Below are 19,821 nucleotides of genomic sequence, written 5' to 3' on the forward strand. Positions count from 1 at the left end.
CACCATCCCAATATGAGTTGCGGTGAAATACGGTCTAAATTTGCCTAATTCCAGGCAAAACAGTCCGTATTCCACCGCAACTTTGTTATTTGCCCTTGGGCTTGCTGGCGTAGAACTTCTTCTTTTTGGGCTTGCCGGCGGAGTCAGGCTTGCCGTTGCCGCGCGGCCCCCGGTCGCCTGCCTGCGCGTGCGCGGGCGCCGTTGCGCGAGGCTTGCGGGCTTCGGGGTTGCGCAGCTCCTCGACGCGCTCGGCAATTTCCTCGGCGCTAAAGCCGACTTCGGCCATGGCGTCCTCGATGGGCAGGCGGCGCACGATGTAGCAGTGGTGCACCTTCTGGTTGCGCGCGAAGTCCTCGGGGATGGTCTGCGCCGTAATGTCCTCCAGCACCACGCCCGCGCGGGCGAGCTTGCGCGTTTCGGGGCGGAAGCCGCGCAGGTTGCAGCTAAAGATGGCATGGCCGCCCTGCGCGAGCAGGCGCGATACGCCAGCCAAAAGCTCAACATGGTCGCGCTGGACATCCCAGGTGCGACGGCCCATCTTGGACGAGTTCGAGAACGTGGGCGGATCGACAAAGATCAGGTCCCAGCGGTTGCGCGTCTGGCGCTGGTCGCGAATCCAGGCGAGCACGTCGTCGCGCACAAAATGATGCTGAGGCCCCACAAAGCCGTTCTGGCGCATGTTGCGCTCGGCCCAGTCCAGATAGGTGTTGGAGAGGTCGACCGTCACGGTCTCCTCGACGCCGCCATCGGCCGCGTAGCAGGTGGCAGTGCCGGTGTAGGCAAACAGGTTGAGGAAGCGGCGCGCCTGCTTGGCGTGCTCGCGCACCAGGTTGCGGGTGACGCGGTGGTCCAAGAAGATGCCCACGTCCAGGTAGTCGTCAAAGTTGACGGCAAAGGTGAGGCCGCCCTCTTCGATGAGCGGCAGACGACGGCGCGCGATATTGGCGCGCTCGCCCGAGCCGCCCTTGCCGGCGCCCTGCTTGCCGTATTGCGAGCCGCCGCGCGAACGCATGCGGGCCTTGGCGTGCACATGCTCGGCGGGAACATCTAGGATACGCGGCGCGATGGCCAGGATATCGAGCATACGGGCCTGGGCCAGTGCGGGGTCGATGGTCTTGGGCGCGGCATATTCGGCGATGACGAGCCAGCGGCCCGGCGTCTGCGGGCAACCCTCGTACAGATCGATGGCGGCGGAGTAGTCGGGCAGGTCGGCATCGTAGACGCGGTAGCAGCTCACGCCCTCGCGCTTGGCCCACTTGCGGCGCAGGCGTGCGTCCTTGCGCAGGCGGTTGGCGAACTGCTCGGACTCGGGGATGAGCACGGGCAGCGGCTTGCCGTCACCCAGGTCGAGTGTGGCGGCAGGTTCGGGCATGGCGGAAGCGGCGGCTTCATCGTTGACTTCGTTGGCATCCGCAATCTCGGCCTCGGCATCCGCACCGGTCGCAGCCTCAAACGCTGCGGCGGCGTGGTCGAGCGAGGGCCAGACTTCGACGGTCGCCTCTTCGTTGTTGGGCATGACGGCGATCGAGCACTCGGGCTCGGTGTGGAGCGCGCGGGCCAGCAATCCGTCGTGGGTGAGCGCGGCGACCGGTGCCGAAGCGAGTTCGGGCGCGCGGCGCAGCTCGCCGACCAGCGTCATGGCGTCGTGCATGAGCGAAAGCGGTGTCTCGGTCGTATCCGCGACCACGGCGGCGCCGGCGACAGCGCCCGCGTGGTCCAGTACGGTGGCGGACTTGGCGGCGCAAAAATCGACAAAGCGCTTGTAGCCGGCACATTTAACCATGCGCTCAGCGGTCTTACGGGCGGCGGGGTCAACATCCACGGCCACGATGCACGCCTGGCGCTCGCGCGCTGCCGCCTCGCGCTCGCGCGCCTCGGCAAGCAGCTGCTCCCACAGGGCGGCATCGTGCAGCTGCCAGCCCTCAAAGCCCCAGCGCTCGCGTGCGGCGCCCGGGGCGCGGTCGGTCAGAATGTTCACGGCCTCCAGCAGCAGACCGCCGCCGGCGCACGAGGCGTCGACCAGCGTGGGCAGGGCTTCGTTCTCGTAGTCGTCGGCCGTCAGCTCGCGCTCGCACAGCGCGGTCCAGCCGACCTGCGCCAACACCAGGGCGGCGTAGTCGGGGCGCAGCACGTGCGCGCCCTCGCCGGCTCGAGTCGCGGCGGGCGGCAGGCGCTTGAACAGCGGGTCGCCCGAAAGGTCCAGGCTTATGCTCGCACGGCGCTGGCGTAGCGAAAGCAGCAGGTGGACATCGGGGTCGGCAGCATCGACATCGGCGCGACGGCCCGTGGTCTCGGCCAGGCGATCGCACAATGCGTCCTTGGCGCGCAGGGCCGAGAAGCGCGTGTTGCGCAGCTGCTCGGTCACACCACGGGCGGTGATGGCAATGGTGGCGCCGGGGCGGACGATGTTTTTCCAGGCAATGTCGTAAACGCCGTCGTACAACGCATCGGCATCCTGCGCCTCAAAGCGCCCAAGCACCACAAACACGCGGCTGGCCAGGCGCGACCACAGACAGGCGCGGTAGCCTTCTTCGAGCTCGCCCTCAAACGTAGCGCGGCCCTTAAGGCGGCGTACATGCGAAAGCCCGAGCCGTTTAAGCTCGTCGGCGAGTGCGGACTCAAAGCCCTCGGGGCAGCTTGCGTAAAATTCCATGGGTGACCTCTCTGGTTGCGTCGCTCCATTATATGATGGATGCTTCGTTTGCCATCGCCCTCGAAAGGAACCCATATGATTGATGCGTGCCTCGATTCCGCCGTGCTCTTTTTTGACGTGGACGGCACGCTGACGTCGTTTGATCCAGACGATATGACCGACAAGGACTTCAATGCAATCCATCCGTCGAAGGCTGTTGTCGATGCATTTGGTCGCCTGCGCAATGCGGGTCACCAGGCATTTATCTGCACGGGTCGCCCTTTGTGGCTGGTTGCCGATGGCCTGCGTGCGCTGAACCCGGCGGGTATCGTTGCCATGGCGGGAGCGACGCTCGAGGTCGAGGGCCGCGTGGTGCATGAGGACTGCTTTGACGAAGACATTGTTGAGGAGCTCGCGCGCCGCATTATTGTGGCGGGCGGTGAGGCGTTGTTCGAGACGAACGGTGCCACCTATTCACTTGAGCCAGTTGGTGTCGAACAGTCATTTCTGCTAGGCGCCGGCGTGGTGCATGGCGTTGATCAGATGCGCGTCGATGGCCGCTTGCGCGTAGGCAAGGTGTGCATTAACGCGTGCGACCTGGCTCGCGTAGCCAACGATGACGGCTTTATCGATCGCAACTTTGAGCTGTGCAATACTGGCGGCCAGAACCGCGAGCTGAGTCCCAAGGGCATCGACAAGGGCGTGGGCGTGGCGCGAGCGCTGGAATACCTAGGTCGCACCGGCAACGCGCGCACCTTTGGCTTTGGCGATTCCGGCAACGATCTGGGTATGCTCGCCGCTGTCGAGACGGCTGTCGCCATGGGCAACGCCATGCCCGAGGTCAAGGCGATCGCCGACTACGTGACCGACGACGTCGCACACGACGGCACCGTCACCGCCATGCAGCATTTCGGCCTCATCTAATGAATCTCGCGTTCTGACGTTTGCTCCAACTGCGGCTCTTTGCTTTTGCATGCTCAATCGATTTATCAATCCAAACACTGAAGCGATTATACCGTTCGCCGAGAAGATAAAAAACCGCAGTTCACGCCTTGATAAACGTAGGTAAAGTGTTTAGCAGTTTATTGGCCGTATGCTAACGAAAGGAATCAGGCAGATGGCAATCAAGGTGTTCGCTGACGGTGCAAACCTCGAGGGCATGCTCGACATGTACGAGAACGGCAACGTTCAGGGTTTCACGACCAACCCGTCCCTTATGAAGAAGGGCGGCGTGACGGATTACCGCGCGTTTGCCAAGGAGGTCCTGGCCCACATCACCGACGTGTCCGTGTCGTTTGAGGTCTTTGCCGACGACGTCGAGACCATGGAGGTCGAGGCCCGCGAGATCGCTACCTGGGCCGAGAACGTCTACGTCAAGATTCCGTGCGTGACCACCAAGGGTGAGTCCACCGCCGAGCTGGTGCGCAAGCTTTCGGCCGACGGCATCAAGGTCAACGTCACCACTATCTTTACTCCCGAGCAGGTCGATGAGATGGTCGAGGCCGTTGACGCCGAGACGCCGTCCATCATCTCGCTCTTTGCCGGTCGCATCGCCGACACCGGCGTCGATCCCATTCCGTTTGTGACGGAGTCGGTCAAGACGGCCGCCGCCAAGCCCAACTGCGAGGTCCTGTGGGCATCCACGCGCGAGCTCATCAACATTTACCAGGCGCAGGCCTGCGGTTGCCAGATCATCACGGTGCCCAACAGCATCCTGGCCAAGCGCAAGAACATCGGTCGCGATCCGTACGAGGTCTCGCTCGACACCGTGCGCGGCTTTGCCAAGGATATCGCGGCGCTCGGTTTCCATATCCTGCCGTAACGCGAACACTGGCTGCGCCGCGGACTGCTCGCCCCGGCCTTTCCTTTCCCTATCGCTCACGCGCTTCGCGAGGGTCGCGCTAGACAAAGGAAAGACCGGGGCTGCCGACACGAGCTTGCCGGCAAGTTAGCACTCGGCTTCCATATCCTGCCGTAGGCAAAGGTACCCCCGCCTGCGACGTGCAAAATTGAGAGTATTCAGCAAGGTAAAGGCTTTTACCAGCTGGTTGAAGCACGGAACAGCCCCCGTTTTGGCTCTGATGACGCTAAAACGGGGGCTGTTTCTTGCTTTTTCGTCTCTGAGGGGCGTTCGGAGCGGCGGAAATTGCAGAATACTCGCGATTTTGCACGCTGCTACAGGGGGTACCCTTGCTTTGGCGGTTTATTTCCCCTGCACCATGGTGAGCGAGATCTTCTTGCGGTCGCGATCGACCTTCTCGACCCATACCTTGACCGTGTCGCCGACGCGCACCACGTCGCTGGGGTGCTTGACGAAGCGGTTGGCCAGCTTGGAGATGTGTACGAGGCCGTCCTGGTGCACGCCCACGTCGACGAAGGCGCCAAAGTCCACGACGTTGCGCACCGTGCCCTTGAGTTCCATGCCGGGCTCTAGGTCGTCGATGGAAAGTGCCGAGCGGCTAAAGACCACCTCGGGCGCGTCGTCGCGCGGGTCGCGGCCGGGCTTCTTGAGCTCGTTGACGATGTCGATGAGCGTGAGAGTGCCGCAGTCCAGGTCGCTTGCCAGCGCCGAGATGCTGCCCAGGCGGCGCTCGATGTCGGGCACGCCGCCGCGGCTGAGCTCGCTTGCCGCAACGCCGGCGCGCTCCAGGACGGCCGTGGCCACCTCGTAGCTTTCGGGGTGGACGCTTGTCGCGTCGAGCGGGTTCTTGCCGCCGCTGATGCGCAGGAAACCTGCGGCGTTGAGGTACGCCTTGGGTCCCAGCTTGGGGACCTTCTTGAGCTGGCGGCGATCGGTAAAGGCGCCGTTTTCCTCGCGGTAGGCCACGATGTTCTTGGCCACGCTTGGCGTGATGCCCGATACGTATCCCAGCAGGCTTGCGCTCGCGGTGTTGACGTCGACGCCCACACGGTTGACGACGTCTTCCACCACGTGGCCCAGGGTGCGCGAAAGCTCGGCCTGGTCAAGGTCGTGCTGGTACTGGCCCACGCCGATGGACTGGGGCGGAATCTTGACGAGCTCTGCCAGCGGGTCTTGCAGGCGGCGGCCCAGGCTCATGGCGCCACGCACGGTGACGTCCAGGTCGGGATATTCCTGGCTGGCGAGCTCGGAGGCGGAGTACACCGACGCGCCGGCCTCGTTGACGATGGTGTAGCGAAGGCTGGGCGCCTGCTCGGCAATGAACTCCGAGACGACTTCCTCGGTCTCGCGGCTGGCGGTGCCGTTGCCGATGACGATGGTGTTGACGCCGTCCTTCTTGACGAGGCGGGCAAGCTCGCGCTTGGTGCCGGCGACGTCGTGGCGCGGCTTGGTGGGGTAGACCACGCCGTGGTCGAGCAGCTTGCCGGTCTCGTCCATGACGGCGACCTTGCAGCCGGTGCGGTAGCCCGGATCGAGCGCGAGCACGCGGGCACCGCGCACGGGGCGTGCCGAGAGCAAGCCCTCGAGATTCTTGGCAAAGACATTGATGGCCTCGGTCTGAGCGCGGACGGTGAGTTTGGCGCGGGCCTCGCGCTCCAGCGAGGGGGCCATGAGACGCTTGTAACCGTCGGCGACAGCGGCGTCAAAGACGGGCGCGAACACGCCCTGGCGACGGGGCCAGCGGCTGCCGAGGCGCGCCGTGGCGGCAGCGCCGTCGACGTTCACGCGCACGCGGAGCTTGCCCTCGCGCTCACCGCGGTCGATAGCCAGCACGCGGTGGTTGGGAATACGGCGCAGCGGCTCGTCAAAGTTGTAGTAGGGCTCGTAGGGAGTCTTTTCCGCGGGGTCGGTGGCCTCGACGACGATGTCGGCGGTGTTTTGCGTAAAGGCGCGCAGGTCGGCGACGTTCTCGGGGTCCTCGGCCACCGTCTCGGCCACGATGTCGGCGGCGCCGGCGAGCGCCTTTTCGGGCGTGTCGAAACCGGCCTCCTCGTTGACGTATGCCGCGGCGGCGTCGAGCGCGCTGCCCTTGGCCGAAGCCTGCATGATGATCATATTGGCGAGCGGCTCCAGGCCTGCCTCGCGGGCCTTCTGCGCACGGGTCATGCGCTTTTTGCGATAGGGCTTGTAGAGGTCCTCGACGCGCTGGAGCTGCGTGGCCTCGCGAATCTGCTGCTCGAGCTCGGGCGTGAGCTTGCCCTGCGCGTCGATGAGCAGGATGACGTCCTCTTTGCGCTGCTCAAGATTGCGCAGGTAGGACAGGCGCTCGTCGAGTGCGCGCAGGGCGACGTCGTCCATGCCGCCCGTGGCTTCCTTGCGGTAGCGCGAGATAAAGGGGATGGTATTGCCCTCGTCGATGAGCTTGACGGCCGCCTCGACGTTGGCGGCCTTAAGGTTGAGCTCGTGGGCGAGCTGCGCGATAAGATCCATGGAACTCCTTGCGTTTATGGTGCATTTGCAGCACAGAGCTACCAAGGATACCACCCGTCCCAAAAGACTGTTTTGGGGCCGCGCCACAAAAACGGCCTATCTACTACGTTTGAACCGTATGGGTCGACCATCCCCGGTTTTCCGAGAACGCGCAACCTGTCTACCTGCGGTTTTTATTTCTCGAAATTTGGCATGGTTGAGGGCAATCGGTTAAACGTAGTAGATAGGCCCATTTCGTGGCGAGCGAATCAAGCCGAGGTACAAAATGGCTCCTGCTCCAGAAAAATCGTCGGCAAGGTAGCAAAATGCCCCGCGGGCAGGAGGCTGCTCGCGGGGCAAAGAAGAGGGGCTTATTTATGGCGGACCGAGGGTCTCGGCATGGGGTTTCTGCCGCGGCCGCTCTTAAGGCATTACAGCTCGACGAGCTGGCCGGTCTCGGCGGCCTCCTTGATGGCGTTAAGCAGCGTGAGCGTCTTGACGTTATCGGCGGGGGTCACGACGGGCTCGACCTCGCGGCGGACAACCTTCACAAAGTGCTTGAGCTGCATCTTGTGCGGCAGTGCCGGGTCGACAGCCGGAATCTCCATCTGCAGCGGCTTGTGCCAGTTGGAGGCACCGTCGTAGGAGAACTGGTGCAGGCGGGGCAGCGAAAGGGCGCCCTTGGTACCGCCAATAAAGTAGACATCGGCGTCGAAGGGGCGGTACTGCGGGTCCTCGCGAGCGGTTGCCTCCCAGTTCCAGGGGCTGGCGGTGGCGTCGGAGATGGTCATGCTCGCGAGCGCGCCATCGGCAAAGCGGACGTTGACCACGGCGGAGTCCTCGGTCTCAAAACCGCGGGCGGCGCTGGACTGCATACCCTGGACGGCAACGGGCTCGCCCAGCAGGTAACGGAGCAGGTCGACGTCGTGCACCAGGTTGACCAGAATCGGGCCGGCACCCTTCTTGCGGCGCCACTCGACGTCGAAGTACTCGTCGTTCTTATAGATCATGTAGTGGAAGCTCGACACGGTGAGCTTGCCCAGCTCGCCGGACTCGATGATCTCCTTGGCCTTGTTCACAAACGGGTTGTGGCGACGGTGCTGACCCACGAGTACGGGCACGCCGGCGGTCTCGGCCTCGGCGGCGAAGGCCTGGGCATCCTCGAGATCGTTGGAGATCGGCTTTTCGACCAGCGGCACGATGTTGCGCTTGATGGCCTCGCGGGCAACGCCCAGATGCAGGTCGTTGGGCGTGGCGATAATGACGGCCTCGGGCTTGACCTCGTCCATCATCTGGGCGGGATCGGTATAAAACGGCACGCCGGCGGCCTCGGCCGTGGCGCGGGCGCCCTCAAAGGCGTCGGCGATGGCGACGAGCTCGGCCTCGGGCTCCTCGGTGACAAAGCGGATGTGGTTGCGGCCCATGGCGCCGGCGCCGATAACGGCAATGCGGACGGGGTTGAGCTCAGACATTTCGACTCCTTAATACTGGTGACCGGTGGAATGCGACAAAAGGGCTGCCCCTTTGTCGCATCGGTAAAACTAGGCGGACTTCTTCTTGCTGTCGGAGACCATCATGTAGACGGTGAGCACGACGGCGATGGCGGCGATCACGATGGCGCCATAGAAGGACTGCTGGTAGGCGGCGCTGCCGGCCTCAGCGTGATATAGCACGGCAGTGATGGGCTGGCTGATCCAGGTAGAAGCGGCGTAGCCCAGGAACATGATGCCGTAGTTGACGCCGATGTTGCTGGTGCCAAAGGCGCCACCGGTAAGCGGCGGGTAGATGACGAGCAGGGCGCCAAAGCTAAAGCCGAGCAGGGCGAGTGCCACAAAGAACATGCTCTGCGTAAAGCTCATCGACATGATGACGAGCGCGACGATGGTGACGACAAGGCTGATGAGCAGCGACTTGTAGGCGCCGAGCTTGTCGATGATCTGGCCAAAGGACAGACGACCGACCAGGTTGGCGCAGGTGTTGACGGAGACCACCACACCGCCGAGGGCGACAGCTGCGGCGCTCGTGGGGTCGGCGAAGAGCTGGACGGCGGCGATGGAGGCAACCTTGCCCACGAGCAGGGTGCCCGCGGTGGCGGCAAAGGCGAAGGTGACGATGAGGACCCAGAAGCGCGGGGTCTTGACCATCTCGCCCGGGGTGAGGTCGCCGAAGGTGCCGGCGTGTGCGCCGCCCTTGGGGGCCTCGAAGCCCTCGGGCAGCCAGCCGGCCTCGGGGGCCTTCAGGAACAGGGCGGAGGCGGTGATCATCACAAAGAAGATGACGCCGAGTGCCTTGAGGGCGCCAAAGATGCCGAGGCTCGGGATGAGCAGCGAGGCGAGTACCGGGGACAGCACGGCGGGGCCGGCGGTCGAAGCGGCCAGGGTGATGCCGGAGGCGAGGCCCTTCTTGTCGATGAACCACTTTTGGCCGGTGGTGAGCGCCGGGTTGTAGCCCAGGCCGTTGCCGATGGCGGCGACGAGCGAGAACCACAGGTAGAACTGCCACGGCTCGGTGACGGTGCCGGACAAGAACCAGCCCACGCCGTAGCACACGGCGGCGGCGATTACGACGTTGCGCGGGCCGATCTTGTCGGAGATACGGCCGGCGAAGATGCCCGTCACGGCCATGATGGTCTGAAAGACCGGGAAAGCCCAGGTAAGTGCGCTGGACCACTCGGGGTAGACGGCGAGCAGGTTCTTGGACACGACGGAGTACAGCGCGATGGAGCTGATGAAGAACATGGTGACGCACGCGGCGGAAAGCACGACGGCGCGACCCTTGTTGGAGTTGGTGGAAGCCATTGGACTCTTTCTAATCGATACGGGGGAGAGGCGGGCGTCACCGCGGGGCCTCCCTGTCAGGCTGGTTTACTGGTCAGTCGGCTTTGCGACGCCGGACTCGTCGGACCAAAGCTTGACACCCTTGTTCTTAAGGTAGTTGTCGGCGTATGCGCGACGGCCACCGGGCTTGGCGGTGAGGTCGCCCATCATGTTGGAGAAGCCGCCATCGACCTTGATGGCGTCGCCGGTGGTAAAGTCCGAGCGCTTGGACGCCAGGAACATGACGGCGTTGGCGATATCGCTGACCTCGCCGATACGGCGCGTGGCGATAAGGCGGCTGCGGCTCTTCTCGACCTCGGGGTCGGCGTAAAAGCTCGCCGACATGGGGGTCTTGACAAAGCAGGGCTCGACGCAGTTGGAGCGCACGCCGTAAGGGCCCCACTCGGCGGCGAGCATCTTGGACATCATGTTGACGCCCGCCTTGGTGGAGCTGTACACGCCCGAGAACGTCTCGGGGGAGTGGCTGGCGACGGTCGAGATGTGCACCAGGCGGCCCTGGCCGGCCTTGATCATCTCGCGACCAAAGCGCTGCGAGGTGATGAAGTAGCCGGTGAGGTTGACGTTGAGCACCTGCTCCCAGTCGCTCAGCGGCAGGTCCTCCATGGCGGCGAAGCGCAGGATGCCGGCGGTGTTGACGAGAACGTCGACGCGGCCGAAGTCGGCGATGGTGGCGTCGACGGCGGCCTGAACCTCGGCCTCGTCGGTGGCGTTCATCTTGTAGCCCTCGGCGTGGATGCCAAACTCGGCGGCGAGGTCGGCGGCCGCGGCCTTGACCTTCTCCTCGTCCAGATCGAGCAGGACGACGTTGGCGCCGTTGCGGGCGAACTCGCGGCAAATCTCGACGCCCATACCGCCGAGCGCGCCAGTCACGGCGCAGACATCGCCCTCGAGCTTAAGCCAATTGCTCATAGGAACTTCCCTTCTTGTGCCTCCCGGTGGGTCGCTCCCATTAATCGACCCACGTGGTTTTCGCTGGTTATCGTATGCTTAGCGTTCGCGCAGGTGAATTGCATATTTGTTAGAATGGCATTAACCATAGGTTTATACTATGCATTGAGGTTTGTTCTCAATTGAGCGCGTGACCTGCGAAAACGACCCCCTGCGGTGCTGTGCGCCCGCGCGTGCGAAAACGGGAGATTGACGTGTACGATCGACGACTTGACGCTATTTCGGCCGCCGCGGAGCTGGGAAGTTTCTCGCGTGCCGCGGCAAAGCTGCGCGTGTCGACGCCGGCACTCGTCAAGCAGGTTTCGGGCTTCGAGGCCGAGTTCGGCATCACGCTGTTCGAGCGGTCGCACTCGGGCGTCAAAGTGACGCCGGCAGGCGCTCTGCTGGTGGACGACGCGCGCTCGATTATGCGGCAGTCCGAGGACGCGCTGCGTCGTGCCCGGCGCGCGGCGGGCGATGGCGGTGCCGTGCGCCTGGGCGTGTCGATGATGTGCCCGGGGCGCCAGACACTGTCGATGTGGACAGGCGTGCACGAGCTGGAGCCATCGTTGCGCTTTGAGATCGTGCCGGTAAGCGATCTCTACGACGAGCGCGAGACCGTCATGCGCAGCCTGGGGCGCGAGGTGGATGTGGTGCAGTCGAGTTTTTCGACCCCGCGCTGGGGCGACGCCTGCCAAAAGCTCCTCATCGTCAACGTGCCGTTTTATATCGACGTGCCGCGCACAAGCCGGCTCGCGCGCAAGACGCGCATCACGGTTGCCGACCTGGAGGGCATGCGCCTGCGCGTGCTCCGTCACGGTAACGATGCCATGGACAGCCTGCGTATTGATCTTTTGGCCGACGGCGGCGTGGACGTGATCGACGTGGACAGCTTTGACTTTGCGCTCTTTAACGAGGCGGAGGAAAAGGGCGACGCGGTGCTCACCTGCGGCGCATGGTCGGGGGTGCATCCGGCCTTTGTGGGCGTGCCGTTTCTATGCGGCCGCGAGGTGCCGGTCTTTCTACACTACCCGCTCGAGCCAACCCTCCAAGTACAAAAATTTGTCAACGCCATGGCCCAACTCCTCAACTAGCTCATTTGGCGCGGGTAGTCTTTTTGGGACGGGGCTTTTTAGCTACTTTCGCCGCCCTGCCTGCGCACCCTCAAAGTAGTCAAAAAGCCCCGTCCCAAAAAGACTAACAAAACGAGGCCCTGGCCAAACGGCCAGGGCCTCACAAACTTTTATTCCGTTCTAAATGACGGGCTGATTGCGCGCAGGAGGGTGCCCCGGGGCGGCGGGGTATTTCCTCCGCGCGCAGTTTCGCAGCGAAGCGAGAATGTTTGAGCACGGAGGAATTACCCCGCCGCCCCGGGGAACCCTCCGTCAGTAACCGTTCCTACTCCAGCTCAAACGCTCCCGTGTACAGCTGGTAGTAATACCCGCGCTTGGCGATCAGCTCGTCGTGGTTGCCGCGCTCGATGATGTGGCCGTGATCCAGACAGATGATCGCGTCGGAGTTGCGCACGGTGGACAGGCGGTGCGCGATGACAAACGTCGTGCGACCCTCCATGAGCTTGTCCATGCCGGCTTGCACGATAGCCTCGGTGCGGGTGTCGATGGAGCTCGTGGCCTCGTCCAGAATCATTGCCGGCGGATCGGCGACGGCAGCGCGGGCGATCGAAATCAGCTGGCGCTGACCCTGCGACAGCTGGGCGCCGTTGCCGGTGAGCATGGTGTCATAGCCGTCGGGCAGGCGGGTGATAAAGTCGTCCGCGCCCGCGAGCTTGGCCGCCGCGATGCACTCCTCGTCGGTCGCATCCAGGTTGCCGTAGCGGATGTTATCCATCACGGTGCCGGTGAACAGGTTCACGTCCTGCAGCACGACGCCCAGGCTTCGGCGCAGGTCGGCCTTGCGGATCTTGTTGACGTTGATGCCGTCGTAGCGAATCTTGCCGTCGGCGATGTCATAGAAGCGGTTGATGAGGTTGGTGATGGTCGTCTTACCGGCACCGGTGGCGCCGACAAACGCGACCTTCTGGCCCGGCTTGGCAAACACGGACACGCCGTGCAGGACCTCGTGGTCGGGCGTGTAGCCAAAGTCCACGTTGTCCATGACCAGGTCACCGCGCAGCGGCACGTACTCGATCTCGCCGGTTGCGCGGTGCGGATGTTTCCACGCCCACATGCCGGTGTGGTGGTCAGCCTCCTCGAACTCCCAAGTCTCGGGGTTCACCTGTGCGTTGACGAGCGTCACGTAGCCTTCGTCGGCCTCGGGCTTCTCGTCGATGAGCTCAAAGATGCGGTCGGCGCCGGCGAGGCCCATGACCACGGCGTTGATCTGCTGCGAGATCTGGCCGATCTGTCCGCAGAACTGCTTGGTCATGTTGAGGAACGGCACCACGACGGCGATGGACAGCGCCATGCCCGAGATACTCAGGTTGGGCACGCCCAGCGCCAGGAAAATGCCGCCCGCCAGTGCGACCAGCACGTAGAGCAGGTTGCCCAGGTTCATAAGGATGGGCATGAGGATGTTGGCGTACATGTTGGCCTTCTGGGAGACCTCGAAGAGCTTTTCGTTGCGCTCGTCAAAATCGGCCTCGGCGGCAGACTCGTGGCAGAACGCCTTGACGACTTTCTGGCCGTTCATGACTTCCTCGATATGGCCCTCGACCACGCCGAGTTCGGTCTGCTGCGCAATGAAGAAACGCGCGGAGTTGGAGCCGAGCAGCTTGGTCATAAAGGTCATAAAGGCGACGCCGGCGATGATGACCAGGCACATCCACACGCTGTAGTACAGCATGATAAAGAACACCGTGACGATGATGATGATCGTCATGAGCAGGTTGGGCAGCGACTGGCTGATCATCTGACGCAGCGTGTCGATGTCGTTGGTGTAGTGGCTCATGATATCGCCGCGCTGGTGCGTGTCGAAGTAGCGGATCGGCAGGTCCTGCATGCGGTTGAACATCATCTCGCGCAGCTTCTCCAGCGAGCCCTGCGTGACGATAGCCATGGCGCGGTTCCAGAAGAGCGAGGACAGGACGCCGACGCCGTAGATGCAGGCGAGGGTGGTCACGAGCTGTGCGATCTTGGGCTGCGCGGCTTCCCAATCGCCCGACTGCCACGATTCGCCAATAATTTGCAGGGCGCTCTGCAGGAAGGTCGCGCCGATGGAGTTGATGATGGCGCAGAGCACCACGCCGGCGACGACGAGGGGCAAAAGCACGGGATAGAAGCCAAAGAGCGTCTTGATGAGGCGCGACATGGTGCCGCCCTTGCGGTTGAGCGCGCGCTCGGCGGTCGTTGCCTTACTCATGGGCCTCGCCTCCTTCCTGGGTCTGAGCTTGCGTTGCGGATGCCTCGGTGTCGGCCTCGACGGCCCCTTCGCCCTCGGCGCTCATCTTGTTCTGCGAGGTAAAGGTCTCGCGGTAGATCTCGCTCGTCTTGAGCAGCTCTTCGTGGTTGCCGATCTGTGCGATGCGGCCGCCCTCCATGACAATGATGCGGTCTGCGTCCTGCACGGAGCTGATGCGCTGGGCGATGATGATCTTGGTCGTGTTGGGCAGATAGCTTGCCAGCCCTGCGCGAATCTTGGCGTCGGTCTTGGTGTCGACGGCGCTGGTGGAGTCGTCCAGGATCAAGATCTTGGGGCGACGCAGCAGGGCGCGTGCAATGCACAGGCGCTGCTTCTGACCGCCCGAAACATTGGAGCCGCCCTGTTCGATCCAGGTGTCGTAGCCCTTGGGGAAACCGTCGACAAACTCGTCGGCGCAGGCCAGATGCGCTGCCTCGCGGACTTCCTCGTCGGTGGCGTTCGGGTCGCCCCAACGCAGGTTCTCGGCGATGGTGCCGCTAAACAGCACGTTTTTCTGCAGCACCATGGCGACCTGGTGACGCAGCGCGTCCAGGTCGTAGTCGCGCACGTCCACGCCGCCCACGCGCACAGCGCCTTCGGTGGTGTCGTACAGGCGGGCGATGAGGTTAACGAGCGTGGACTTGGCCGAGCCGGTGCCGCCGATGATGCCGATGGTCTCGCCGCTCGTAATGTGCAGGTCGATATCGTCGAGCGCCTGGCGCTTCGCATGCTTGGAATACTTAAAGCTCACGTGGTCAAAGTCGATGGAACCGTCGGCAACCTCGAGCACGGGCTCGGCGGGATCGGCGATCGTGGGCTCGGCGGCCAGCACCTCGGCAATGCGGTGTGCCGATTCGTCGGCCATGGTCACCATGACAAAGATCATCGACAGCTGCATCAGGCTCATGAGAATCTGGAAACCATAGGTAAAGGTCGAGGAGAGCTGGCCCACGTCGAACAGCGTGCCCTGGCTTGTGATGATGAGCTTGGAGCCCAGGTAGATGATGACGACAAACGCGCCGTTGACGCAGATGTTCATCATGGGGTTGTTAAAGGCGAGCAGCTTCTCGGCGCGGGTGAAGTCCATCTGGACGTCGCGCGCGGCGGTCGCGAACTTCTCCTTCTCAAAGTCTTCGCGCACATAGCTCTTGACCACGCGCATGCCGGTGACGTTTTCCTCGACGGACTCGTTAAGGGCATCGTACTCGTGGAACACGCGCGAGAAGATGGGGCGCACCTTAAAGATGATAAAGAATAGTCCAAAGCCCAGCAGCGGAATGATGACCAGGTAGACCATGGCGACGCTGCCGCCCATGATAAACGCCATGGTAAAGGCGAAGATCAATACCAGCGGCGCGCGCACGGCGATACGGATGATCATCATAAAGGCCTGCTGCACGTTGTTGATGTCGGTAGTCAGGCGCGTGACGAGCGAGGAGCTCGAGAACTCATCGATGTTGGCAAAGCTGAACGTCTGGATTTTGTAGAACAGGTCGTGACGCAGGTTCTTGGCGAAGCCGCAGCTCGCATGGCTGCAGGTGACGCCTGCCGCGGCGCCAAAAGCAAGCGATGTCAGCGCGATGAGCACCAAAAGGCCCGCGGTAGGAAGCATCTCGGCTACGGCGGCGCCGTCTTTGATGGCGTCGATCAGGTTGGCGGTGATAAATGGAATCAGCATCTCGCAGAGCACCTCGCCAAGCACGAGCAACGGCGTGGCAACGGTGACTTTCATATAGTCGCGGATGCTGCCCATGAGGGTTTTAATCATCCAGTTCCTCCCAGGTTACGCGGATTTTATCGAGCATTTCGGCGAGGTCCTCGCGCTCGTCATGGGTGAGCGCGCTAAAGGCCTGCTCTCTAAAGCGAATGCGGGCCGCCTGGTCGATGCGGGCGTTTTCTCGGCCGGTTTCGGTCAGGCGAATGGTGAGTTGCCGTCGATCCTTGGGGTTACGGCTGCGCTCGATGAGGCCGTTGAGCTCGAGCTTGGACAGGATCTCGGAAAGCGATCCCGGCTTGAGGTCAAAGTGCATGCCGAGCTCCTGCTGCGACATCTCGCCGCCAGGTTGCTTGGCCAGCAGGCAGATGATGGGCGCCTTGCCGGACACGCCTCCGCCATGAAAATGCATGTAATGGCCGCAGAAGCCAAGCCCGTTAAGGATGCGCTTGGCAAGTGCATCCGATTGCGATTGCGCCTCGGGCGAATCTGCAGGCTCGATGGGGTCGCCGCCCGGCGTATGGGGGCAGAGGTCGATGCATTCGTCGCACATGGTGTTGCTCCTTTCTTTAGTTAGGTAGAGAAATTGTTTTGTACCTAAGTGATTCTAGAGGTACCTAACTGATTGTCAAGGTACCGAATCGATTTTGTGGCAGTGCTGGGGTGCCGGTGCCAGGGGAATCTTGGACAGTCTTCGCAGCGTAGATTCAGCGGGCCACGGCGTATCCCGGAGTTTTCGATAGGTTCATTAAGGGGGCGAGACTGGCAGCTGCCGGTCTCGCCCCTTGGCTTTCCGAGACTTAGAGCGGCTCGTCGCCGGTTCGGAGGATGGCGAGATATGGCTCATATGAAAACGTGCGGTATCGTTTCCTGCTCGTATCACGTTGGACAAGAATGCCCCAATCGGTAAATTGGGATATAAGGTTGTTTGCGCTCGATCTGCTAATCTGCATTCGTTCAGACACAAAGGCGGTGTCGACGATCGGATTGCCCTCGAGAAGGTCGAGTAGCATAAGGGCGTTCGTCGTAGCCCTTCCCGCCTTTTCGCGAATCAGCCTTTCGGTTTCCGAATGGAGGTCGACAAGCTTCCGCATCGAATCCCGCGCCTCGCGTGCGCTTGCAAGCAAGCAGGTACTGAAAAACGAAACCCATCCCTCAAAATCGCCTCTCTGCCTTACGCGCATAAGCCAATCGTAGTATTCGCTCCTGTGTCGTTTGAGTTCATACGAGGGGTAGATGACCGGCTTGGTGAGCGCCCCATCATGTATGAGCGAAAGGAGGATGAGCAGACGCCCGAGGCGTCCGTTGCCGTCGAGGAACGGGTGCGCGGTTTCAAACTGGTAGTGCACCAAAGCGGCCTTGATGACTGGATCGATGTCGTCACGCTCGTTGATGAAAAGCTCGAGGTCGCCAAGTGCCTCCTTCATATCCTCCGTGTTGGGAGGGACATACGGGGCCTCATTGAGCGTGCAGCCGTTTGGTCCGACCCAGTTCTGAGTCGTCCTGAACTGTCCCGGCGTCTTGTCGGAGCCTCTGCCATTTCCAAGCAATGTGGCATGGACGGATTTGAGCAGCCTCATACAGAGTGGCAGTTCCTCCATGAGCGTGGTCGCCTGCTGCACCGCTCGAGTGTAGTTGACGACGTCGGTTAGGTCCCGGCTCGCATTGGATTCGTTTGACGGGTCAAGAACATCATCGAACGTACATTGCGTACCCTCGATTTGAGAGGACAAGAGCGCTTCCTTGCGAACGTACATAGAAAGGTACATGTCGATGTTCGGAACAAAGCGAGACATGCCCTCAACCTCGCCGAGTATGGCGCGGCAATCGGAGACAAGCCGCATGGAATCAGCGGATAAATTGATTGGAAAGAATGAATCCATATTGGCGGGTCTAAACGAATCATAGGCGAGGGCTCCTGAAAGGTTGTGCCTGACGTTTCCCTGTCGTCCGGGTGTGATGGGTGCGAGCATCGTTAGTGTCCTAAGAACAAATTTAAGCCAAAACTTGTTCTTAGAATTTTATAGCGCCTTCTAAGGCCAAGTTTCTGCAATAAGAAGCGTCAGAAAAACTCTAAGAACAAAATTACGCCCAAACTTGGTCTTACATCCGAAGGCAAGACTTAGATTGCACTGCGCTACACTTAGTCGCATTATGGCGACATCGCGCCGCGCCCGACCCAAGGGGGACACTCATGAAGAACACTCAGCTGCTGCTGATCAACGATATGTGCGGCTACGGCAAGGTCGCGCTCTCGGCCATGCTGCCGGTACTGTCGCACATGGGCTATCGCATCCACAACCTGCCGACGGCGCTCGTTTCCGATACGCTCAACTATCCCAAGTTCTACATTCACGACACCACGGAGTACGTGCGCCAGAGCCTCGCTATCTGGGAGGAGCTCGGCTTTGAATTTGATGCTATCTCGACCGGCTTTATCGTGACCGAGGAGGAGACGCGCATCATCTCGGACTTTTGCCACCGCCGCGCTCAAAAGGGCACCAGGGTGTTCGTCGATCCCATCATGGGCGATAACGGCAAGCTCTATGCCGGCGTGCCCGAGTCGACCATCGGACTCATGCGCAGCTTGGTCGAGTGCGCCGACTACGCGGTGCCCAACTATACCGAGGCGTGCCTGCTCACCGATACGCCTATCGCCGAAGAGATTACGGCCGATGAGGCCCGCACGCTCGTGGACGCCATGCTCGCGTTGGGCACCAAGTCGGTTGTCATTACGAGTGCGAAGGTCGATGGGGCGAGTGCCGTCATCGGCTACGACCATGTGGCGGGGGAATACTTTGAGATTCCGTTTGAGCTGATTCCGGTGTACTTCCCGGGTACGGGCGATACGTTCTCGGCCGTGCTCATGGGCCGCGTGATGAACGGTTGGAGCCTCCAGCGTGCCACGGCCGATGCCATGCGTGTGGTGGCCGAGCTTATCGAGCGCAATGCCGACCAAGAGGACAAGTCGGCTGGCCTTCCCATCGAGGCCTGCCTGGATGTGATTGACCATGAGTAACGCTGACGAGGGCGGCGCCAAGCCTGCAGGCGAGAGCAAGCCGCTCGGCGCGCCGCGTGGCAAGCGTCCGCGTATCCGCATTAGCTGCGTGGACCAGTTGGGAACGTGCCGCTGCCATCATGGTCACAAGCCAGGCGATGTCTTTGACTTTGACCGAGACCGCGGCAAGATGTGCGCTATGGCCTGCCATGTGGGCTTTCCTTACATTGACATCTTGCGTTACGGCGGAACCGTGCCCGGCAACGAGCCCGGCACGGCAAAGTTCTGCTGCCCCGAGGTCGATACATTGAACGTCTGGCTCGCCGAGATCGTCGACGAGTAGTCGAGCGAGGATTTTCTCCCGCCGAGATAATGAGCGTGGATTTTTCCCGTTTTGGACGCAATTTCGCGCTCAAAGTGGGAGAAAATCCACGCTCGATTTGTATATGGGAATCCCGATCTCGTTTATGCCCGTGCTTAGGCGTTATCGTCGTTGTCCTGCGTGCGAGTAAGGTCAAATTTCTGCATTTCATCCGATTTGTGGCTCTAAAAACTCTGCATTTCATCGATTACAGCTGCTCGAGCATAGCGGTGCAACCGGCGAGCACGTCGCGGTAGGTGGCATCGAAGTTGCCGGTGTACCAGGGATCGGCCACGTCGCCGGGGCGCTCGATCCAATCGAGCAAGCGCGTAATCTTGCCGTCGGGGTCGTCGTCAAAGATGCGACGCAGACCGCGCGCGTTCTCAGCATCCATATAGACAATGCGATCCCAGTTGCCATACTCCGCGCGCCGCACCTGACGTGCGCGATGTGCGACGACGGGAATCCTGACTTCGCGCAGCTTGGCGACCGTGCCATGATGCGGCGGGTTGCCGATCTCTTCGGTTGAGGTTGCTGCAGAATCGATGACAAACTCGCCCGCGCGTCCAGCGCGGCGCGCTAGCTCGGTAAACACGGACTCAGCCATCGTCGAGCGACAGATATTTCCACAGCAGATAAAAAGAATGCGTTGCATGAGCGGTTTC

15 protein-coding genes are annotated in these 19,821 nt (G+C 61.9%); 5 read left to right on the forward strand and 10 right to left on the reverse strand.

Going from position 1 to position 19,821, the window contains the following annotated elements:
- Positions 1–85: 85 nt before the first annotated feature.
- Positions 86–2,653, reverse strand: coding sequence for a bifunctional 23S rRNA (guanine(2069)-N(7))-methyltransferase RlmK/23S rRNA (guanine(2445)-N(2))-methyltransferase RlmL (gene rlmKL, locus DWW73_RS08995; RefSeq protein WP_117779385.1), 2,568 nt, complete (start codon positions 2,651–2,653; stop codon positions 86–88).
- A 75-nt stretch (positions 2,654–2,728) separates the two neighbouring features.
- Between rlmKL and DWW73_RS09000 the strand changes: the two genes are divergently transcribed.
- On the forward strand, positions 2,729–3,556 hold the full coding sequence (locus DWW73_RS09000; RefSeq protein ID WP_158563808.1) for an HAD hydrolase family protein: 828 nt from the start codon (positions 2,729–2,731) through the stop codon (positions 3,554–3,556).
- Positions 3,557–3,749: 193 nt separating this feature from the next.
- Complete coding sequence (locus DWW73_RS09005) at positions 3,750–4,454, forward strand: transaldolase (protein ID WP_233509180.1); 705 nt, start codon at positions 3,750–3,752, stop codon at positions 4,452–4,454.
- A gap of 381 nt (positions 4,455–4,835) precedes the next feature.
- Here DWW73_RS09005 and DWW73_RS09010 read toward each other — a convergent pair whose 3' ends face one another.
- The 4 genes from DWW73_RS09010 to DWW73_RS09025 all read right to left on the reverse strand — a co-directional run bounded on the left by DWW73_RS09010 (position 4,836) and on the right by DWW73_RS09025 (position 10,708).
- A complete protein-coding gene (locus DWW73_RS09010; protein ID WP_117779388.1) occupies positions 4,836–6,983 on the reverse strand; it encodes a Tex family protein in 2,148 nt (715 codons plus the stop codon).
- A 410-nt stretch (positions 6,984–7,393) separates the two neighbouring features.
- Positions 7,394–8,434 (reverse strand): Gfo/Idh/MocA family protein, encoded by a 1,041-nt coding sequence (locus tag DWW73_RS09015; RefSeq protein WP_117779389.1) that lies wholly within the window; start codon positions 8,432–8,434, stop codon positions 7,394–7,396.
- Between the two features lie 69 nt (positions 8,435–8,503).
- Positions 8,504–9,760 carry an MFS transporter gene (locus tag DWW73_RS09020; protein ID WP_117779390.1) on the reverse strand — a complete coding sequence of 419 codons (1,257 nt, stop codon included), beginning with the start codon at positions 9,758–9,760 and terminating at the stop codon, positions 8,504–8,506.
- A 66-nt stretch (positions 9,761–9,826) separates the two neighbouring features.
- Positions 9,827–10,708, reverse strand: coding sequence for an SDR family NAD(P)-dependent oxidoreductase (locus DWW73_RS09025; protein WP_117779391.1), 882 nt, complete (start codon positions 10,706–10,708; stop codon positions 9,827–9,829).
- Positions 10,709–10,941: 233 nt separating this feature from the next.
- Here DWW73_RS09025 and DWW73_RS09030 point away from each other — a divergent pair, with 233 nt between their 5' ends.
- Positions 10,942–11,820 carry a LysR family transcriptional regulator gene (locus tag DWW73_RS09030; RefSeq protein ID WP_233509181.1) on the forward strand — a complete coding sequence of 293 codons (879 nt, stop codon included), beginning with the start codon at positions 10,942–10,944 and terminating at the stop codon, positions 11,818–11,820.
- 304 nt (positions 11,821–12,124) lie between these two features.
- Here DWW73_RS09030 and DWW73_RS09035 read toward each other — a convergent pair whose 3' ends face one another.
- From DWW73_RS09035 to DWW73_RS09050, 4 genes are all read right to left on the reverse strand, one after another.
- A complete protein-coding gene (locus DWW73_RS09035; protein WP_117779393.1) occupies positions 12,125–14,044 on the reverse strand; it encodes an ABC transporter ATP-binding protein in 1,920 nt (639 codons plus the stop codon).
- A complete protein-coding gene (locus DWW73_RS09040; RefSeq protein WP_117779394.1) occupies positions 14,037–15,851 on the reverse strand; it encodes an ABC transporter ATP-binding protein in 1,815 nt (604 codons plus the stop codon). The genes DWW73_RS09035 and DWW73_RS09040 overlap by 8 nt, the downstream gene beginning before the upstream one ends.
- Positions 15,844–16,350, reverse strand: a complete 507-nt coding sequence (locus DWW73_RS09045) for a MarR family winged helix-turn-helix transcriptional regulator (protein ID WP_117779395.1) — start codon at positions 16,348–16,350, stop codon at positions 15,844–15,846. Before DWW73_RS09045 ends, DWW73_RS09040 begins: the two co-directional genes overlap by 8 nt.
- Positions 16,351–16,597: 247 nt before the next feature.
- A complete protein-coding gene (locus tag DWW73_RS09050) occupies positions 16,598–17,770 on the reverse strand; it encodes a Fic family protein (protein WP_117582978.1) in 1,173 nt (390 codons plus the stop codon).
- A gap of 221 nt (positions 17,771–17,991) precedes the next feature.
- Here DWW73_RS09050 and DWW73_RS09055 point away from each other — a divergent pair, with 221 nt between their 5' ends.
- The gene (locus DWW73_RS09055) at positions 17,992–18,816 is read left to right on the forward strand and encodes a PfkB family carbohydrate kinase (RefSeq protein WP_117779396.1); all 825 of its coding nucleotides are present in this window, start codon (positions 17,992–17,994) and stop codon (positions 18,814–18,816) included.
- Complete coding sequence (locus DWW73_RS09060) at positions 18,809–19,138, forward strand: TIGR04076 family protein (protein ID WP_199408661.1); 330 nt, start codon at positions 18,809–18,811, stop codon at positions 19,136–19,138. The genes DWW73_RS09055 and DWW73_RS09060 overlap by 8 nt, the downstream gene beginning before the upstream one ends.
- 226 nt (positions 19,139–19,364) lie before the next feature.
- Here the strand turns inward: DWW73_RS09060 and DWW73_RS09065 are convergent, their stop codons facing one another.
- Entirely contained in the window at positions 19,365–19,811 is a 447-nt protein-coding gene (locus DWW73_RS09065) for a low molecular weight protein-tyrosine-phosphatase (RefSeq protein ID WP_117779397.1), read from the reverse strand.
- Positions 19,812–19,821 lie beyond the last annotated feature (10 nt).

Origin of the sequence: Collinsella sp. AF16-8 (assembly GCF_003462695.1) — a bacterium.
In the GTDB taxonomy this organism is placed as follows: domain Bacteria; phylum Actinomycetota; class Coriobacteriia; order Coriobacteriales; family Coriobacteriaceae; genus Collinsella.

Coding starts and splice junctions, on each gene's coding strand:
- DWW73_RS09015 (WP_117779389.1), bottom strand. CDS start 8,434: ATGTCTGAGCTCAACCCCGTCCGCATTGCCGTTATCGGCGCCGGCGCC.
- DWW73_RS09035 (WP_117779393.1), bottom strand. CDS start 14,044: ATGAGTAAGGCAACGACCGCCGAGCGCGCGCTCAACCGCAAGGGCGGC.
- rlmKL (WP_117779385.1), bottom strand. CDS start 2,653: ATGGAATTTTACGCAAGCTGCCCCGAGGGCTTTGAGTCCGCACTCGCC.
- DWW73_RS09010 (WP_117779388.1), bottom strand. CDS start 6,983: ATGGATCTTATCGCGCAGCTCGCCCACGAGCTCAACCTTAAGGCCGCC.
- DWW73_RS09065 (WP_117779397.1), bottom strand. CDS start 19,811: ATGCAACGCATTCTTTTTATCTGCTGTGGAAATATCTGTCGCTCGACG.
- DWW73_RS09045 (WP_117779395.1), bottom strand. CDS start 16,350: ATGTGCGACGAATGCATCGACCTCTGCCCCCATACGCCGGGCGGCGAC.
- DWW73_RS09025 (WP_117779391.1), bottom strand. CDS start 10,708: ATGAGCAATTGGCTTAAGCTCGAGGGCGATGTCTGCGCCGTGACTGGC.
- DWW73_RS09020 (WP_117779390.1), bottom strand. CDS start 9,760: ATGGCTTCCACCAACTCCAACAAGGGTCGCGCCGTCGTGCTTTCCGCC.
- DWW73_RS09005 (WP_233509180.1), top strand. CDS start 3,750: ATGGCAATCAAGGTGTTCGCTGACGGTGCAAACCTCGAGGGCATGCTC.
- DWW73_RS09055 (WP_117779396.1), top strand. CDS start 17,992: ATGAAGAACACTCAGCTGCTGCTGATCAACGATATGTGCGGCTACGGC.
- DWW73_RS09060 (WP_199408661.1), top strand. CDS start 18,809: ATGAGTAACGCTGACGAGGGCGGCGCCAAGCCTGCAGGCGAGAGCAAG.
- DWW73_RS09000 (WP_158563808.1), top strand. CDS start 2,729: ATGATTGATGCGTGCCTCGATTCCGCCGTGCTCTTTTTTGACGTGGAC.
- DWW73_RS09050 (WP_117582978.1), bottom strand. CDS start 17,770: ATGCTCGCACCCATCACACCCGGACGACAGGGAAACGTCAGGCACAAC.
- DWW73_RS09040 (WP_117779394.1), bottom strand. CDS start 15,851: ATGATTAAAACCCTCATGGGCAGCATCCGCGACTATATGAAAGTCACC.